The following is a 17373-nucleotide window of genomic DNA, read 5'->3' as shown; positions in this document are numbered from 1 at the left end:
TTATCAAAAATGCAATATATTTTTTAATTTGTTTCAATTAAAAATAGTTAAAAAATAAAATAATTATAAAATTCATAAGATTAAAAAATATATTATCAAAATATCAAAAAAGACTTGAATGTAAGTTAAACTGATATTAAATTAAATCACAGAACACAAAAACGTCACTTCAAGGAGTATGACCATGACATATGAAAATCGTTGGGAAACCGTAGAAGTTAATATTGAAAATGGAATTGCATGGGTTATGTTTAATCGCCCAGAAAAAAAGAATGCCATGAGCCCAACTCTCAACCGCGAAATGATTGATGTACTTGAAACCCTAGAACTGGATCAAAATGCCAAAGTCGTAGTTCTAACAGGTGCTGGAGACTCTTGGACAGCGGGTATGGATTTGAAGGAATATTTCCGTGAAGTTGATACTCAACCTGAGATTTTCCAAGAACGTATTCGCCGTGACTCATGTCGTTGGCAGTGGCAACTTCTTCGCATGTATTCAAAACCAACCATTGCCATGGTTAACGGCTGGTGCTTTGGAGGCGGTTTCTCACCTTTAGTCGCTTGTGATCTTGCGATTGCAGCAGATGAGGCGACCTTCGGTTTATCTGAAATCAACTGGGGTATTCCACCGGGCAACCTTGTCAGCAAAGCAATGGCCGATACCGTAGGTCATCGTGCATCTTTGTACTACATCATGACGGGTAAAACCTTTAGTGGTAAAGAAGCTGAAACGATGGGATTAGTGAATAAAAGCGTCCCTCTTGCTGAGTTAAAAGCCGAAGTTACCGAGCTTGCAAATTGCTTACTTGAGAAAAACCCTGTGGTACTTCGAACCGCTAAAAATGGCTTTAAGCGTTGTCGTGAACTGACTTGGGATCAAAACGAAGATTACTTATATGCCAAGCTCGATCAATGTATTCATCGTGATACAGAAAATGGTCGCCAACAGGGTCTGAAACAATTTTTAGATGAAAAATCAATTAAACCGGGTTTACAGAGCTATAAGCGTACTGGTTAACTTTTGATTCTTTAATGGCAATGTAAGGACGCAACCCATGCAAAATGTACAGTTACTTATTCACGGTCAATCTGTTGATGCATCAAATCAGGCAACTTTTGAGCGTATTAGCCCAATTGATGGATCGGTGGCAACTCAAGCTGCTGCTGCAACATTGGAAGATGTTGATCGTGCAATCGATTCGGCGCAACAAGCGTTTACGGTTTGGTCGAAACTCTCGCCTACTGAACGCCGTTTACGCTTATTAAAAGCAGCCGACTTAATGGATCAAAAGACCGAACAATTCATTCAAATCGGAATGCAAGAAACAGGTTCTACTGCCACATGGTATGGGTTTAACGTTCATCTTGCTGCCAATATGTTACGTGAAGCAGCAGCCATGACCACACAAATGGACGGAAGCCTGATTCCGTCCGATGTGCCGGGCAATCTTGCGATGGGTATGCGGGTTCCTTGCGGTGTCATTGTTGGCATTGCACCGTGGAACGCCCCAATCATTTTGGCAACCCGTGCGCTTGCCATGCCGCTGGCTTGTGGTAACACAGTTGTATTAAAAGCATCGGAGGCTTGTCCAGCAACCCAACGTTTGATTGGTGAAGTGTTACATGAAGCAGGTTTGGGTGAAGGCGTGGTCAATGTGATTACGCATGCTGCCGAAGATGCACCACAAATAGTAGAACGCTTAGTATCTCACCCAGCCGTGAAACGCATTAATTTTACCGGTTCAACCAAAGTCGGAAAAATTATTGCAGAGACTGCTGCTAAATATTTAAAACCTGTTTTACTTGAATTGGGTGGTAAGGCGCCTGTCGTGGTTTTAAATGAAGCTGACATTAATGAAGCCGTAAATGCAGTTGCTTTTGGAGCATTCTTTAATCAAGGGCAAATTTGTATGTCGACCGAACGTGTTTTGGTTCAAGACAATATTGCCGACCAATTTATTGAAAAACTGATTGAGAAAACCCGCTCTATTCGAGCAGGTAATCCAACCTCAAAAGACAATGTACTGGGTGTTTTGGAAAGTCGCCGCGCTGCGAACCGTATTCAGCATTTGCTGGAAGATGCTCAAAACAAAGGTGCCGATTTACCTTTAGGTATTCATATTGAAGACACCACCATGCAACCGACGTTGGTGCTCAATATTAAACCTGACATGTTGCTTTACCGCGAAGAATCATTTGGACCAGTATGCACAGTTCAACGTTTTTCCAGTATTGAAGAAGGCGTAGCACTGGCAAATGACAGCGAGTTTGGTCTGTCTTCGGCAGTGTTTAGCCAAAATATTTCACAGGCATTAGAAGTCGCTCAACAGATTGATTCGGGTATTTGTCATATTAACGGCGCGACCGTACATGACGAAGCTCAAATGCCATTTGGCGGAACAAAATCGAGTGGTTATGGACGATTCGGTAGTAAAGCCTCTATTGCTGAGTTTACCGACTTACGCTGGATTACTATTCAAACCCAATCACGTCATTACCCGATTTAATCGGACTAATGCGGAAAACGACATATTAAATAAAAATTGCATGATGCAAAAAATATAGCGCAGTGATGCGCTTGCCATGGAGTGAAAGAAATGCAAATGAATGCCACTCAATCACAAGACCGCGAACGGTTCGTAAAATTAGGGCAACATGATATTCATTATCAGCATAAAGATGACATGCTCTATATCAGTCCAAAAGAGCAATTAAAACCGTATCCACAAAAACTCACAGATCGGTTAATTCATTTTGCCCAAACCAAACCAGACCATATTTTTGCGGCAAAACGAAATGCTCAAGGTGAATGGGTCAAACTGAGTTATGCAGAGGTTTTACAACGTGCATGGCACATTGCTCAGGCTTTATATGAACGTAATTTAAGTCAAGAAAGACCACTCGTCATTTTAAGTGGTAATGACCTCGAACATTTAACACTCTCTATGGGTGCTATGCTGGCGGGTGTGCCTTTTTCGGCAATTTCACCAGCCTACTCTCTGATTTCTCAAGACTTTGGCAAACTCAAACATGTGTTTGAAGTGCTCACACCTGGTATGGTTTATGCCAGCGATGGACAAGCTTTTGCCAAAGCGATTCAGGCATGTATTACGCCTGATATTGAAGTGGTGACCAATAAAGGCATTGTAGGCGATCAGATCTGCACATCTTTTCAGTCGTTGTTAGATACGCCTGTTTCAAATGTTCAAGCGTTTTATCAGACTATTGATGAAAACCAGATTGCCAAATTTCTATTTACCTCGGGTTCAACCAAACTCCCTAAAGCTGTGCCGACCACGCATTTAATGTTGTGCGTTAATCAGCAAATGCTATTGCAGACTTTCCCTGAGTTTGAAGAAACCCCACCTGTCCTACTCGACTGGCTGTCTTGGCACCATACTTTTGGCGGCAGTCATAATGTCGGCATCGCACTCTATAACGGCGGTACCATTTACATTGATGATGGCAAACCCGTTGCCGGAAAATTTGACGAAACCATTCGTAATCTCAAGGAAATTTCTCCAACCGTTTATTTAAATGTGCCAAAAGGTTGGGAAGAACTCACCGAAGCATTAGAAAAAGATGAAGAATTAAGAGAGCGCTTTTTTGCTGAAGTCAAAATTTTATTCTTTGCGGGTGCAGCGCTTTCTGAAGCGGGCTGGAATAGACTCGATAAAATTGCTCAGCAACATTGCGGAGAAAAAATTCGCATCATGAGCGGACTGGGCATGACTGAAACTGCTCCTTCTTGTGCTTTTACCACTGGCCCACGCGTGATGGCCGGCTTTATTGGCTACCCTGCTCCAGGTTGTGAAATTAAGCTGGTGCCATGTGGTGACAAACTTGAGTTCTGTGTTCGTGGCAAACATGTCATGAAAGGCTATTGGCGCTTAAAAGCAGACCAACAAAGTACTATTTTTGATGAGGAAGGCTTTTTCCATACTGGCGACGCCGTTCGATTAGTCGATATCAATGACCCGACCAAAGGCTTGATGTACGATGGACGAATTGCCGAAGACTTTAAACTCAATACAGGTACTTTTGTCAATGTCGGCACACTACGCAATAAAGTGCTCATCCAAGGTAATTTATTGGTTCAAGATGTTTGTATAACAGGTTCGAACCTAAATGCGGTTGGTTTTCTGATTTTTCCAAAATTAGAAGCGTGTGCTCATTATGCAGGTCTTAAGCTTGATGAACATTCTGCAACAGAGATATTACAACACCCAAAAGTCCAGCAATGGTTCCGCCAATTTTTAACCACCTTTAATAAAGATGCGACTGGCAGTTCAAATACCGTCTCCATGCTTTATTTAATGACCGAGCCACCTCAACTTGATGCAGGCGAAGTGACCGATAAAGGCAACCTCAATCAAAGCAATATTACCAAGCGTCGTGCAGCTTTAATTGATGAGCTTTATCAAAAGCAAACTGATAACCCGCTGATTATTCGGGTACCCACCTTAAAGCAATAAGCAATTGAAATAAAAAAGGAAGCTCAAACTTCGGTTTGGGCCTTAGCCTCACTTTTGCCTAAAAAAAGGTTCAACATGCCACACGATACAGAATTTGAACTCTTTCGGGACAGCTATCGCAGGTTCTTAAAAGAACAGGTTGCTCCGTATTATGAACAGTGGGAACACGATGGCCTTATCCCACGTGATCTATGGCTTCGTCTTGGGGAAAATGGCTTTTTGTGCGTCGATGTGCCTGAAGAATATGGCGGCTACGGCGCTCCTGTTCATTACTCCCTCATGCTGGTTCAAGAAACTGCTCAAGCTGGCTTTGCATCTTTGGCGGTTGCCATTGGTGGGCAAAATGAGCTGGTTTCTCCTTATCTGCAAAATATTGGGTCCGAAGAACAAAAACTTTATTGGCTACCGAAAATGGTGACAGGTGAAATCGTCACTGCAATTGCCATGACAGAAGCGAATGCGGGTTCAGATCTACAAGCGATACGTACCCAAGCCATTTTAGAAAATGATCATTATCGTGTGAATGGTTCAAAAACCTTTATTTCAAATGGATTGCATGCTGACCTGATCGTTCTGGTAGCGAAAACTGATCCTCAAGCCAAAGCAAAAGGCATTTCGATTTTTTTAGTCGATGCTGCTTTAGACGGCGTTAAAAAAGGTCGCTCTTTACAAAAAATTGGACTGCATGCCCAAGATACAGCCGAACTGTTTTTTGATGATGTTTATGTGCCTGCAAGTCAACGTTTAGGTGAAGAAGGACAAGGTTTTGCTTATTTAATGCAAGAGTTACCTCGTGAACGTTTGAGCATTTCTATGATGGCTTTGGGGTCAATTTTAGGCGCCATCGACCTCACCAAAGACTATGTACTGGAGCGTAAAGCTTTTGGACAACCTTTAAGTCAAATGCAAAACACGCGCTTTGTGCTCGCAAAAGCGCAAATAAAAGCAAAAGCTGCCCAAGCTTTTGTAGACCAATGCGCCGCACTGTATCAACAACACCAGTTAAATGTGACCCAAGTTGCCGCATTGAAATGCTTTATCACAGACGTCCAATGTGACGTGATTGATCAATTACTTCAGCTCTTTGGTGGCTACGGTTATATGCAGGAATATCCGATTTCACGCTTTTTTGTGGATGCGCGGGTACAAAAAATTTATGGAGGAACCAACGAGATTATGAAAGAAATCGTTGCCCGTGAACTACTCGGAAAATAATTCGATTTAAAAGCTGAACAAGGCAGACAGAATAATCAAGCCTTGTTTGAAAACAATAATACTAGTTTCAGGAAGAAATACCATGTCGAAATTATGGATCTACTCTACCTTAATGCTCACCAGTTCAGTCTATGCGGGCAATTTTATTGATAACAGTTCAGTAGAACTGACTGCACGAAACTTTTATTTCGATCGTGACTATCAAGAAGAGTCAAAATATCCTGCCGCGAAAGATTGGACACAAGGCTTTATTCTCAAAGCAAACTCGGGCTACACCGAGGGGGCCATTGGTTTTGGGCTAGATATTCTTGCAACAGCAGGTTTCAAACTCGATGCCGATGCAGAACATGCAGGTACAGGTAATTTACTTAGAAATACGGTCACCAATGAACCCGCTGACTCTTACGGCCAAATTGGTGTCACAGCAAAAGCGAAAATGAGCCAAACAGAACTTAAAGTCGGTACCTTAAGACCGATGAATCCTGTTCTGGTTGCCTCACCTGCCCGTTTATTACCACAGACCTACCGTGGTCTCTCAATTGAATCAAAGGATCTTCAAGATTTTGATTTACAAGCGGCTTATATCAATCGGGTCAATCATCGTGATTCCACCAATCATGAAAAAATGAAAATTTCAGGGGTAAATGGACGATTTAAAAGTGCTGAAACTGATGGTCTATATTATTTAGGGGGAAATTATCAATTTAATCCCGCCTTCAAACTCACAGCGTTCTATATGGATGTTGACGATCTTTACAACCAAGTGATGTTTGGCGCTTCCCATCAATTCAAAATTAATGACACCACCCATCTGAGTTCACAATTACGTTATTACCGTAGCCGCGATGATGGACAGGCAAAAGCAGGTTTAGTTGATAATGATCTTTATCATGCGTATTTCGAACTCAAACATCAAAACCACAAATTTATTGTTGGAAGCTTTCAACATCACGGCGACACCGCCTTTCCATATTTGACGGGGGGAGAAACTGGACTACTTATCGATACATGGCCAGGAGAGTTTTTAAATCCGAAAGAGAAAGTCTACAGCTTCCGCTATGAATATGACTTTAAAGATTATGTTCCGGGCTTACGTTTTATGACCCGTTACACCACTGGTCACAATATTTATGCGCCCAACTTAGGTGGAACCAATCTAAAAGAACGCGAAACAGACTTTGATTTAGGTTACACCGTTCAAAGTGGCTGGTTAAAAAATTTAGGGCTTCGCGCGCGCTACGCCATTTATGACAACAATATGCTTTCTACTGCCAACATCAAACCTTCAAATGAAACCCGTTTCAACATTGATTACACATGGAAGTTTAAATAATTCAAAACCAGAGGTTCTGTCATGCATAGAACCTCTTTTTATTGAGGATAATTCATCATGAAGAAAGTTGTAACGCTACTCTGCGGATTTAGTCTGATTGCCTTGACTCATGCCGAGACACAATATAGCCCGCCCCCTATCCAGCTTGAACCTTTAGCAAAATTTAGTGTTGATCTGAATGCACCCGTTTGGGAATTAGGCTCAACCAGTGACGCAGGTAAACGCCGAATTATTCCGATTACAGGTGGGACATTCGAGGGGAAATCACTAAAGGGCCGCATTTTAAAAAATGGCGCAGATTGGCAAATTGTCGACAGTAAAGGACTCGCCATTATTGATACGCGATATTTGCTAGAAACAGATGACGGTGCGCTCATTTATCTTCAAACCAAAGGATACCGACATGGTTCGGCAGAAACATTAAAACAGCTTGCTCAAGGCAAAGATGTTGACCCGAAAAATTACTATTTCAAAATTACCATGCAATTTGAAACCAGCTCACCAAAATATTCATGGCTTACCCAGACCGTTGCGGTAGGTAGTGCAATGCGCTTGGGCAAAGCGGTTATTTATGATGCCTATGCCCTGAAATAATAATTTTTAAACCTTAATACAAAAAGGATGAAACCCTCATGATGGATCAAAAAATTTTAGAACACTTACCGCCCATCCATCACCATTTAGGTGGACATAATCTCCATTGGAATGACAAAAACACTGAACTCACCATCCATTACACCGCCCTAGAAAGCTTTACCAATCCACGCGGCACCGTTGAAGGCGGCATGATCTGTGCCATGCTCGATGACGTGATGGGGCTGTTTGCATATCTCGCCAATGGCCACAAACCAGCCACCACCATTAACTTAACCATGGATTTTTTAAGACCCTGTGCTGTAGGTGAAGTCATTACAAAATGCCGTTTTATTAAACAAGGCAAAACCGTACTGAATCTCGAAAGTGAAGCTTGGCAAAACAACAAAATGATTGCTCGAAGCACCGCTAATTTTCTGGTTTTAGATTAATTACGAAATTCATTCAATAAGGATTTGAATCAATGAATTATTCCAACAATAAACAAATTTTGACTCACTCAACTTTAGTGCTTGCTATGCTGGGCGCTTTGGCAGGCTGTGGAAATGATGGTGATGACACGTCGGTGCCTTCAACAACGAAACCACCTCAGCTATCACCGGCTGTGGGTGCAAAACTGACAGGAAGTTGTTCAGACTTGCTCGGTTTTCAATACAATAATACGGTCATTAGCTCAGCTACGCTTCAAGAAGCAGGCACTTTGACTGTCGCCAATAAGCCAATTGGCGCTCATTGTTTAGTCCAAGGTTATATGGACCAACGTGTCAGCCCTGTCGATGGACAAACCTATCAAATTGGTTTTGAAATGCGCTTACCTGTTGATTGGAACGGCCGTTTTCTCTATCAAGGCAATGGCGGAGCCGATGGTTATGTAGTGCCTGCAACGGGTCAGGTCGGCAGCGGCGGTCCACTCACCAATGCCCTGCATGACGGTTTTGCAGTTATTTCATCCGATGCAGGGCATAATCCCGCACAGAATCCAATGTTTGGTTTAGATCCTCAAGCCAGAATCGACTATGGATATGGTGCGTTGACCAAACTCACGCCGATGGCAAAGAATTTAATTCGAACCGCCTATGGTAAATCGCCAGACCGCTCCTATGCAGGCGGCACGTCTAATGGTGGGCGTCATGCCATGATTGCCGCAACCCGTTTAGGCGACCAATATGACGGAATTTTGGCAAGCACACCTGGCTTTCATTTACCACGAGCGGCCGCGGCTCAACTCTACACTGCACAGCAGCTTCGTCGTGTTGCAACAGATGAAAATGACCTAAGTACCGCCCTGACCCTTTCAGAGCGTAAAGTTTTAGCAAAAGCGATTTTAGATCGATGCGATGCTTTAGATGGTATTGCAGATGGCTTGGTTCAAGATGTCGAGGCTTGCCGTACAGCTTTTGATATTCACCAGCACGTACCCATTTGCTCAAGCACAAGAGATGGTACATGCTTAAGTACAGAACAAATTGAGGTGTTAGCCAACATTTACCGTGGTCCTGTAAACTCTGCTGGACAAGCGCTCTATGCAACCCAACCTTTCGATCCTGGTTTAGTCGGCAATAACTGGGCAAGCTGGAAATTCGAATCTTCGGTGGGAACAGCACGAGATCCCGTTGCAGTCGGTATTATTTTTCAGGTTCCACCTGATCCAACAGTGATGCAAAATTCTAGACAATTTGCCTTTAATTTTAACTTCAATATCGACTATCCAAAACTATCAGCGACCAATGAGGTGTACACAGAAAGTGCGATGTCATTCATGATGCCACCCGATGAACTTAATCTGGATAAACTCCGTAATCACGGTGGAAAAATGATTGTGGTGCAAGGCACAGCAGACGGCGTTTTCTCTGTGGATGACACTCAGAATTGGTACGATCAACTGCTCCAACGCTATAAAAATGATGCAAAAGGTACAGCACCTGAATTTGCACGTTTCTTTAGGATTCCGGGCATGAACCATACCCGTGATGGCATTGCGACCGACCAATTTGATGCATTGACTGCTTTGGTCAACTGGGTGGAATATGGGCAAGTACCTGACAAAATCATTGCGACTGCACGCGGCACAGGTAACCCAAGTGGTCAAGTGAATGCTGAACTTCCGCCAGACTGGGCACCTGATCGTACTCGTCCACTTTGTCCTTACCCACTGATTGCTCGCTACATTGGTCAAGGTGATAGTGAAAAAGCCGAAAACTTTAGTTGTAAACCATAAAACTGATTTAAGTTTTAGTCTTGAATAAAAAATATAAAGAGAGCGTGAATGCTCTCTTTATAGCTTAGTAACTACCCTACTGGCTGAAGATTATTTAAAGGTTTAATTTCGTACGGCAAGCCGACATAATTTTCTGCCAAGGTGGTCTGTCCTGCCTGAGACGTTAATATATAGCTTAATTCAGCCTGTTTAATTTTATGATCAAACTCACTTTCGGTTTCAAAACGATGCAATAGATGCGTCATCCACCAAGAAAATCGTTCTGCTTTCCAAACACGTTTCAAGCACTTTTCAGAGTATTCATTGATCCCTTGTTCCGAACCTTCATGATAATACTCAACCAATGCACTCGATAAATAAGCAATATCTGAAGCAGCCAGATTTAATCCTTTGGCTCCTGTAGGAGGTACAATGTGTGCAGCATCGCCGGCTAAGAAAAGTTGGCCAAAACGCATTGGTTCTGTCACAAAACTACGTAATGGTGCAATACTTTTCTCAATGGATACCCCCGTGACTAGCTTTTCACGACTTTCAGGATCTAAACGGCGTTTCAACTCTTCCCAAAATCGCTCATCAGACCACTCCTCAACATGATCTGTCAGTGGTACTTGTAAATAGTAACGGCTACGTGTTTCTGAACGCATACTACACAAAGCAAAACCGCGTTCAGATTGCACATATATCAGCTCATCCGCAACTGGGGGTACATCAGCTAAAACGCCCAGCCAACCAAAGGGATACACTTTTTCAAAGGTCTTAATTTTATCTTCTGGCACACTGGCACGACAAACACCATGATAGCCATCACAACCTGCAATGAAGTCACATTCTATTTGATAGTCTTTTCCGCGATAATTGAACGTGACTTTAGGTTTGCTGTAGAAGTCATCAACTTGTACTTGTTCCGCCTCATAAAATGAGGTTAGTTCAGCATGTTCACGTGCTTGCATTAAATCTTTGGTCACTTCTGTTTGACCATAGACCGTGACTTGTTTTCCTTCAGTCAATGAAGACAAATCAACACGATGTTTTTTTCCATTGGTTAAAATCTCAATACCTGAGTGTGGTAATCCTTTTGCCTTTAGATTCTGATCGACACCAGCTTGTTCTAATAAATCAACAGATACTTGCTCTAAAATACCTGCACGAATACGAGATGCGACATACTCAGCACTGCGTTGTTCAATGATCACATGATCAATACCCGCTTTATATAAAAGCTGTCCAAGTAATAAGCCCGCAGGTCCAGAACCAATAATTGCAACTTTCGTTTTAACGATTTCCATAACCACATCTTTGCAAATTCCTTATCTTTTAAATTACTGCTTGCGTGGTACAGCATCTATATATGAAAATCGAAATTAACCGCATATCATTATGTATGTCCGATATTCGGACAAAACTAATCTAGAACAAGGAAGTTCAAATGCCTCACCCAGACGATTATTTGCAGCATCCCTATTTAAATGAACAAATTCGGCAAGAAGACTATATTGCGGGCTTAGGTAAAGGCCTAAGTTTATTAGAAGCTTTTGGTGTAGATCGCCAGCGGTTAAACGTCACACAAGTCGCTGAACGTACAGGTATTAGCCGAACAGCAGCAAGACGGTATTTGAAGACTTTAAAATATTTAGGATATTTAGAGACTGATGAGCATTATTACTGGCTTACGCATCGGGTTTTACGCTTTTCAAGTTCATATTTAAGCTCCGCACATTTACCTAAAATTACCCAATCTTTTTTAAATCTCTTATGTGCACAGACAACACTAACTTTTTCCATCGTTGTTTTGGATGAAAATGAAGTTGTTCCCATCGCACGTAGTTATTTACCTCAGCAAGATAATCTCAGAGTCAGCCCATTTGGGATGCATCTTGGTCATCGTTTACCCGCACATGCCACATCAACAGGTAAAGTTCTTTTAGCCGCATTATCACAAGAACAGCAAAAAGTTTGGGTACAGAAATACGGATTAAAACGTTTAACCGCATTCACAGAAACAAATGAACTTGCTTTCTTAGCGCATTTACAACACATTGCAAGCTCGGATTATTGTTTATCCAAAGAAGAACACGAGCTTGGCGTGATTGCGATTGCAGTCCCTGTTTTAAATGCTCAAGGTCAAGCAATTGCAGCATTAAACTGCATGTCACAGACCAATCGCGTCCAAGAAGATTATTTAATTCAACACGTCCTCCCGCTATTGCATAACACGGCGAATGAGTTGAGAAGTATGGTTTAGATTACGGAGAATAGATCATTTTCCCCCAAAAAATGACCTCCACTTCGGAGGCCACTTCTATTTAAAAAAGGGATTAGAAGGTTACTCGACGATAATGACGGTATTCAGGTGTCCAGAAGTTATCATCAATTACCGTTTTGAGTAGATCATTGCTCATCGGTACAGCCAGCCCGTCGGCCATCGCAGCTTTAGCTACCTTAAAAGCAATAAACTTTGAAACCTGTTGAATATCATTGATATTTGGCAACAAGTCAGCTGTTGGGTTTTTCAGTCTTGGAGAATAGTCCGCCAAAGCAGTACTTGCTGCCATTAACATGGAGTCACTAATATGCGTCGCTCCACAAGCAATCACCCCCAGCCCAATTCCAGGGAAAATATATGAGTTATTACACTGTGCGATCGAATAGGGTCTGCCCTCGTAATACACAGGAGCAAACGGACTACCTGTTGCTACAATCGCTGAACCTTGTGTCCATTCAATGATATCTTTAGGTTGCGCCTCAACTTGGGAGGTTGGATTCGACAATGGCAAGATAATTGGATGCTTATAATATTTAGCTAAAGTCTTAATCACTTCTTCGCTAAATAATCCAGCCTGTCCAGATACGCCAATCAAAATGCTCGGTTTGGCATTCTTCACCACATCCAACAAGGCAATATTGTCACTCAATCCTTCCCATGATTGAATCGCAGCGACTGGGGTTGCCAATTTTTTCTGGAAATCCAAAAGATTTGCTTGTTGATCAGTCATCAAACCAAAGCGATCCACCATGAAGATACGTGAACGCGCTTCATGGTCACTCAAACCTTCATCAATCATTTGTCTTACAATATGTTCCGCAATACCACAGCCTGCTGAACCTGCACCGACAAAAGTAATGGTCTGATCTTTAAGTTGTTTGCCCTGTGCACGTGAAGCCGCAATCAAGGTTGCAACGGTGACTGCTGCGGTACCTTGAATATCATCATTAAAACAACAAATCCTGTCTCGATACTGGTTGAGTAAAGGCATCGCATTATGTTGCGCGAAATCTTCAAATTGGATAAGGACATTGGGCCAGCGTTTACGAATCGCAGAAATAATTTTTTCTACAAATTGGTAGTATTCTTCACCTGTAATCCGCGGACTTTTCAGTCCCATATAGATCGGATCATTTAACAATGCTTGGTTATTGGTTCCTACATCGATCGTGATCGGTAATGTATAAGCAGGACTAATCCCACCACATGCGGTATATAGCGACAGTTTTCCAATTGGAATTCCCATGCCGCCGATGCCTTGATCGCCCAAACCGAGAATACGCTCCCCATCGGTAATCACGATGACTTTAACATTCCGCTTATTTACATTATGGATAATTTGATCGATATATTCTTTCTCACCATAAGAAATAAAAATACCACGATGACGACGATAAATATCAGAGAAACGTTGGCAAGCTTCCCCTACAGTTGGGGTATAAATAATTGGCAACATTTCATCTAAATGCTGACTCAATAAGTTATAAAAAAGCGTTTCATTGGTATCTTGGATGTTTCTTAAATAAATATGTTTATTTAAGTCACTCCCAAAGGAAAGGTACTGCTGATACGAACGTTGTGTCTGCTCTTCAATATTTTCAATATTATTTGGAATCAAACCATGTAAATTAAATCTTTCACGTTCGTCTTCAGTAAAGGCTGAACCCTTATTTAACAAAGGTAATTCTAAAAGTGCGTTTCCAGCATAAGGGATATACAAAGGTTTTTTGATTTTAATTGGATTTACAGTCATACCGTACTCGTTCACTTCACCGTCAAATATCTAATCTTCATCGCTCAAATTCATCTATCGCTGAACTTTGGCCTAGTAATAATTTACACTAATCAAGCCCTAGAACTGTATTTATCTGGTTGTATAGAAATTTATCCGATATTTAGAAACTAAATGGTTTAGAATAAAAATCATTCTTATAGATTGAATCCTAATGATTCTTAAGTGTTTTCCCCCTGTATATGCTCAAAATTGTAAATATTGTTGAACAAATATCCTATCTATTGAGATAAAATATTTGCTCAAAAATCTACTAACTACTTTCTTGTTCATATTCCTGAATTGCTTGCTTAGCAATACGGAAACTATCTACTGCAGCAGGGACACCACAGTAAATACCAACTTGTAACAGCACTTCACGGATTTTCTCTTTTGGCACGCCATTGCGCAATGCACCTTTGACATGCAATTTCAGTTCATGCGGTCGGTTTAGCGCAGAAATCATCGCTAGATTAATCAGGCTGCGTTCAGGTTTGCTCAGTTCCTCACGCCCCCAAACTGCACCCCAGCAATATTCAGTCACTAACTCCTGCAAAGGCAAATTAAAATCATCGGCATTATTGATGGAGTTATTAACATATTCCTCACCTAAAACCTGTTTACGGATTGCTAGGCCTTTTTCAAACTTTTCGCTGCTCACTTAAATGCCTCCAAACAAGGTGTATTTAATTTCTAGATAATCATCCATACCATATTTTGAACCTTCACGCCCGAGCCCTGAAGATTTAACTCCGCCAAATGGGGCAACCTCGTTAGATATCAGTCCTTTGTTAATCCCGACCATACCATATTCAAGTTGTTCGCTCATGCGCCATGCACGACCTAAATCCTGCGTGTAGCAATAGGCGGCTAAACCAAACTCAGTGGCGTTCGCCATTTCAAGCGCCTGCTGTTCAGTTTCAAATTTAAAGATGGCGGCCAATGGGCCAAAGGTTTCCTGTGTAGCAACATCCATCTCGGAAGTAACATCAGCAATAATGGTGGGTTGATAGAACAGTTCACCTGCACTGTGACGTTGACCACCTGCAATTAAACGGGCTGATTTTGCCAAGGCATCCGTCACATGGGCTTCGACTTTTTTCACCGCATTTTCATTGATCAGGGGGCCAATCTCACTCCCCTGCTGCAAGCCATTACCGATTGCAAAGGTTGTTACCTTTTCTTTTAATGCGGCAATAAATTTCTCATAAATACCTGCTTGAACCAGAAAGCGGTTGACGCAAACGCAGGTTTGTCCTGCATTACGATATTTAGCGATCACTGCACCATCAATTGCAGCTTCAAGATCAGCATCATCAAATACGATAAATGGTGCATTGCCACCTAATTCCAGAGAAACCTTTTTCAAGGTTTGCGCTGAACGTTGATACAGCAACTTACCCACTGGTGTTGAACCCGTAAAGGTAAATTTACGCACATCATCACTTTCAAAAATTGCATCACCAATAGTGACCGCATCTCCTGTGATGACTGTAAAAATCTCCGCGGGAACACCTGCCTGCACTGCCAAATCAACTAAAGCCAAAGCGGTAAATGGCGTTTCAGGAGCAGGTTTCACAATACATGGACAACCCGCCGCCAATGCAGGTCCTACCTTACGGGTAATCATGGCCGCAGGGAAATTCCACGGTGTAATAGCTGCCACCAGTCCAATCGGTTGTTTACTGACGATGATACGAGCATCGGGATAAGGACTCGGAATCACATCCCCATAGACACGTTTGGCTTCTTCGGCAAACCATTCAATAAAACTGGCCGCATAGAGGATTTCACCTCTTGCCTCTGCAAGCGGTTTACCCTGTTCGCTGGTAAGGATAAATGCCAATTCATCTGCATGCCAAATCATTAAGTCAAACCATTTCTTTAAAATAATTGAACGATCTTTGGCAGTTCTATTCTTCCATGCAGCCCAGCCATTCATCGCAGCCTGTATCGCTCGTTCTGCTTCAGCCTTCCCCATATTGGGTACAGTCCCAAGTATTTCCTGCGTCGCTGGGTTATAGATCTCAGTGCTCTGCTGGCTGTCAGCATCACACCACACCCCAGCAACAAAGGCTTGCTGGTGAAACAAAGACATTTGATCGAGTTGCATAAATCACTTTTCCATACAGTGTTCATCAATCAGTTTAAGAACAGCATTGGCATTATTAATGCCAACTAGTTCCCATTTAATTTAAGAACAAATTTCTTATCCCATTTGACCATTTTCTTTAAATAAGAAAGTGGTCAAGATTTTTTGTATTATGGCATACCATAAAAATCTTGAAAAAAATTTTCGGTTGCCCGACGTTTTTACTTTGCCTTAGAAATAATAGAATAAAGTCAAATTCAATAACTTATTCCATTTATTGTCATCACCCAGTGCCAACGAACTAGCTGTTCCGCCGATAAAGGGGTCATTCTTCCCAATGATATATTCCGCTACCAATGAGAGCTGTTTATGGTCAACGCTCACCCCAATAATGTGACGAATGGAATCCTTAGCCGCATCCATATCCTTGTCATAACGACTATGCATGACGTATGGAGTAATATTACCAATCTTGCCTACATCCTTAAAACTATAACCCGCATCTACGGTGTAATAGCTGGCTTTATTGGCAACCTGATATTCACTGTCGTATGAACCCATCAATGATGCATCTGGCTGGACAAGGTCCTTATTGCTCACATCATTTTTGCCCCCTGTCAGGGTCACACCCAAATTGCCATAATTGACCTTGCCAAAGACTGCCCAGGCCTCACGGCGACCTGTCTGATCCGTGCTTTTATTGTCAATGTCAGATCTCCAATAGGAGGCTCCTACCTGTGTACCCAAGCCATCAATCCCCAATGCAATATCCTGGCTGATGCGTGCAATCCACATATTTTTTTCCTGTAGATCGGTTTGGGTCGGGTCATCGGAATGGACATAATTTGATGTATAGCGTCCTGAATCAGGAGTGTACTGACCTGAGTAATGACCACCATCAATTGCAAAATACCCGACATCAAATTTGGTCGATGTTGGCAATTCAACATGATAGTTCACACCAACATTGTGTACATCTTCCAGACCAGCGGTAGTGTTGACGCTGCCATATAAACTGTTACTCCAAAAGCGCCCCACACCAAATGGGATCGGTTGCATACCTACCATAACGTGATCGGTTTGATTGAAACGGTAACCCATATAGACATCAATCATAGTAGAAAAATCACAAAGACGTTCATATTGGTAACAACGGTATTCTGCATGACCAAACACGTCACCACGTTCATAATCGAGTTTCAATTGCGCAACATCAAAACGAAGCTTTTGGTCATCTGCATCCTCACCATAATGCTTGAGCTGGTAATTGCCGCGTACGTAACCAGCAACTGTGAGTTTGCCTCTTGCACTGTTGGCTTCACCAAAGCTGATGCCTGCATAACTTGGTGTGAAGATGGCGGTTAGCGCAGAGGCCAATGCAAGCTGTAAATAAGTTCTTTTCATGTTTTAGA

At 42.1% G+C, this 17373-nt stretch carries 14 protein-coding genes; 9 read left to right on the top strand and 5 right to left on the bottom strand.

The window, feature by feature from the left end:
• Nucleotides 1-178 precede the first annotated feature (178 nt).
• The 8 genes from DK207_RS11140 (at nucleotide 179) to DK207_RS11105 (ending at nucleotide 9835) form a co-directional block, all read left to right on the top strand.
• Nucleotides 179-1018 carry a p-hydroxycinnamoyl CoA hydratase/lyase gene (locus DK207_RS11140; protein WP_171293673.1) on the top strand — a complete coding sequence of 280 codons (840 nt, stop codon included), beginning with the start codon at nucleotides 179-181 and terminating at the stop codon, nucleotides 1016-1018.
• 37 nt (nucleotides 1019-1055) lie between these two features.
• Nucleotides 1056-2507, top strand: a complete 1452-nt coding sequence (locus tag DK207_RS11135) for an aldehyde dehydrogenase (protein WP_109441233.1) — start codon at nucleotides 1056-1058, stop codon at nucleotides 2505-2507.
• An 81-nt stretch (nucleotides 2508-2588) separates the two neighbouring features.
• A complete protein-coding gene (locus tag DK207_RS11130) occupies nucleotides 2589-4475 on the top strand; it encodes a feruloyl-CoA synthase (protein WP_171293672.1) in 1887 nt (628 codons plus the stop codon).
• Nucleotides 4476-4550: 75 nt separating this feature from the next.
• Complete coding sequence (locus DK207_RS11125; RefSeq protein ID WP_109441231.1) at nucleotides 4551-5690, top strand: acyl-CoA dehydrogenase family protein; 1140 nt, start codon at nucleotides 4551-4553, stop codon at nucleotides 5688-5690.
• Between the two features lie 82 nt (nucleotides 5691-5772).
• Nucleotides 5773-7023, top strand: a complete 1251-nt coding sequence (locus DK207_RS11120; RefSeq protein WP_213066239.1) for an OprD family porin — start codon at nucleotides 5773-5775, stop codon at nucleotides 7021-7023.
• A gap of 57 nt (nucleotides 7024-7080) precedes the next feature.
• Nucleotides 7081-7617, top strand: coding sequence for a DUF3237 domain-containing protein (locus DK207_RS11115; RefSeq protein WP_109441230.1), 537 nt, complete (start codon nucleotides 7081-7083; stop codon nucleotides 7615-7617).
• A 41-nt stretch (nucleotides 7618-7658) separates the two neighbouring features.
• On the top strand, nucleotides 7659-8048 hold the full coding sequence (locus DK207_RS11110) for a PaaI family thioesterase (protein ID WP_109441285.1): 390 nt from the start codon (nucleotides 7659-7661) through the stop codon (nucleotides 8046-8048).
• Nucleotides 8049-8080: 32 nt separating this feature from the next.
• Nucleotides 8081-9835 carry a tannase/feruloyl esterase family alpha/beta hydrolase gene (locus DK207_RS11105; RefSeq protein WP_109441229.1) on the top strand — a complete coding sequence of 585 codons (1755 nt, stop codon included), beginning with the start codon at nucleotides 8081-8083 and terminating at the stop codon, nucleotides 9833-9835.
• A 71-nt stretch (nucleotides 9836-9906) separates the two neighbouring features.
• Here the strand turns inward: DK207_RS11105 and pobA are convergent, their stop codons facing one another.
• Nucleotides 9907-11121 (bottom strand): 4-hydroxybenzoate 3-monooxygenase, encoded by a 1215-nt coding sequence (gene pobA / locus DK207_RS11100; RefSeq protein ID WP_109441228.1) that lies wholly within the window; start codon nucleotides 11119-11121, stop codon nucleotides 9907-9909.
• A gap of 140 nt (nucleotides 11122-11261) precedes the next feature.
• On the opposite strand from pobA, the gene DK207_RS11095 reads away from it, so the two are divergent.
• The gene (locus DK207_RS11095) at nucleotides 11262-12077 is read left to right on the top strand and encodes an IclR family transcriptional regulator domain-containing protein (RefSeq protein ID WP_109441227.1); all 816 of its coding nucleotides are present in this window, start codon (nucleotides 11262-11264) and stop codon (nucleotides 12075-12077) included.
• A 73-nt stretch (nucleotides 12078-12150) separates the two neighbouring features.
• Here the strand turns inward: DK207_RS11095 and DK207_RS11090 are convergent, their stop codons facing one another.
• From DK207_RS11090 to DK207_RS11075, 4 genes are all read right to left on the bottom strand, one after another.
• Nucleotides 12151-13851: an NAD-dependent malic enzyme gene (locus DK207_RS11090; protein WP_109441226.1), complete on the bottom strand. Its 1701-nt coding sequence runs from the start codon at nucleotides 13849-13851 to the stop codon at nucleotides 12151-12153.
• A 292-nt stretch (nucleotides 13852-14143) separates the two neighbouring features.
• Nucleotides 14144-14530: a carboxymuconolactone decarboxylase family protein gene (locus DK207_RS11085; protein WP_109441225.1), complete on the bottom strand. Its 387-nt coding sequence runs from the start codon at nucleotides 14528-14530 to the stop codon at nucleotides 14144-14146.
• Nucleotides 14531-15982 (bottom strand): NAD-dependent succinate-semialdehyde dehydrogenase, encoded by a 1452-nt coding sequence (locus DK207_RS11080; protein ID WP_109441224.1) that lies wholly within the window; start codon nucleotides 15980-15982, stop codon nucleotides 14531-14533.
• A 210-nt stretch (nucleotides 15983-16192) separates the two neighbouring features.
• Nucleotides 16193-17365, bottom strand: a complete 1173-nt coding sequence (locus DK207_RS11075) for a hypothetical protein (RefSeq protein WP_109441223.1) — start codon at nucleotides 17363-17365, stop codon at nucleotides 16193-16195.
• Nucleotides 17366-17373: the final 8 nt, after the last annotated feature.

This window comes from Acinetobacter haemolyticus (assembly GCF_900406815.1).
Classification (GTDB): Bacteria; Pseudomonadota; Gammaproteobacteria; order Pseudomonadales; family Moraxellaceae; genus Acinetobacter; species Acinetobacter haemolyticus_A.
This window is presented reverse-complemented; position numbering and strand designations above follow the sequence as displayed.

Bases quoted from the DNA above. Each gene is read 5' to 3' on its own strand.
- DK207_RS11075 (WP_109441223.1), bottom strand. From the start codon at position 17,365: ATGAAAAGAACTTATTTACAGCTTGCATTGGCCTCTGCGCTAACCGCC.
- DK207_RS11095 (WP_109441227.1), top strand. From the start codon at position 11,262: ATGCCTCACCCAGACGATTATTTGCAGCATCCCTATTTAAATGAACAA.
- DK207_RS11090 (WP_109441226.1), bottom strand. From the start codon at position 13,851: ATGACTGTAAATCCAATTAAAATCAAAAAACCTTTGTATATCCCTTAT.
- DK207_RS11115 (WP_109441230.1), top strand. From the start codon at position 7,081: ATGAAGAAAGTTGTAACGCTACTCTGCGGATTTAGTCTGATTGCCTTG.
- DK207_RS11110 (WP_109441285.1), top strand. From the start codon at position 7,659: ATGGATCAAAAAATTTTAGAACACTTACCGCCCATCCATCACCATTTA.
- DK207_RS11125 (WP_109441231.1), top strand. From the start codon at position 4,551: ATGCCACACGATACAGAATTTGAACTCTTTCGGGACAGCTATCGCAGG.
- DK207_RS11135 (WP_109441233.1), top strand. From the start codon at position 1,056: ATGCAAAATGTACAGTTACTTATTCACGGTCAATCTGTTGATGCATCA.
- DK207_RS11105 (WP_109441229.1), top strand. From the start codon at position 8,081: ATGAATTATTCCAACAATAAACAAATTTTGACTCACTCAACTTTAGTG.
- DK207_RS11080 (WP_109441224.1), bottom strand. From the start codon at position 15,982: ATGCAACTCGATCAAATGTCTTTGTTTCACCAGCAAGCCTTTGTTGCT.
- DK207_RS11120 (WP_213066239.1), top strand. From the start codon at position 5,773: ATGTCGAAATTATGGATCTACTCTACCTTAATGCTCACCAGTTCAGTC.
- pobA (WP_109441228.1), bottom strand. From the start codon at position 11,121: ATGGAAATCGTTAAAACGAAAGTTGCAATTATTGGTTCTGGACCTGCG.
- DK207_RS11140 (WP_171293673.1), top strand. From the start codon at position 179: ATGACCATGACATATGAAAATCGTTGGGAAACCGTAGAAGTTAATATT.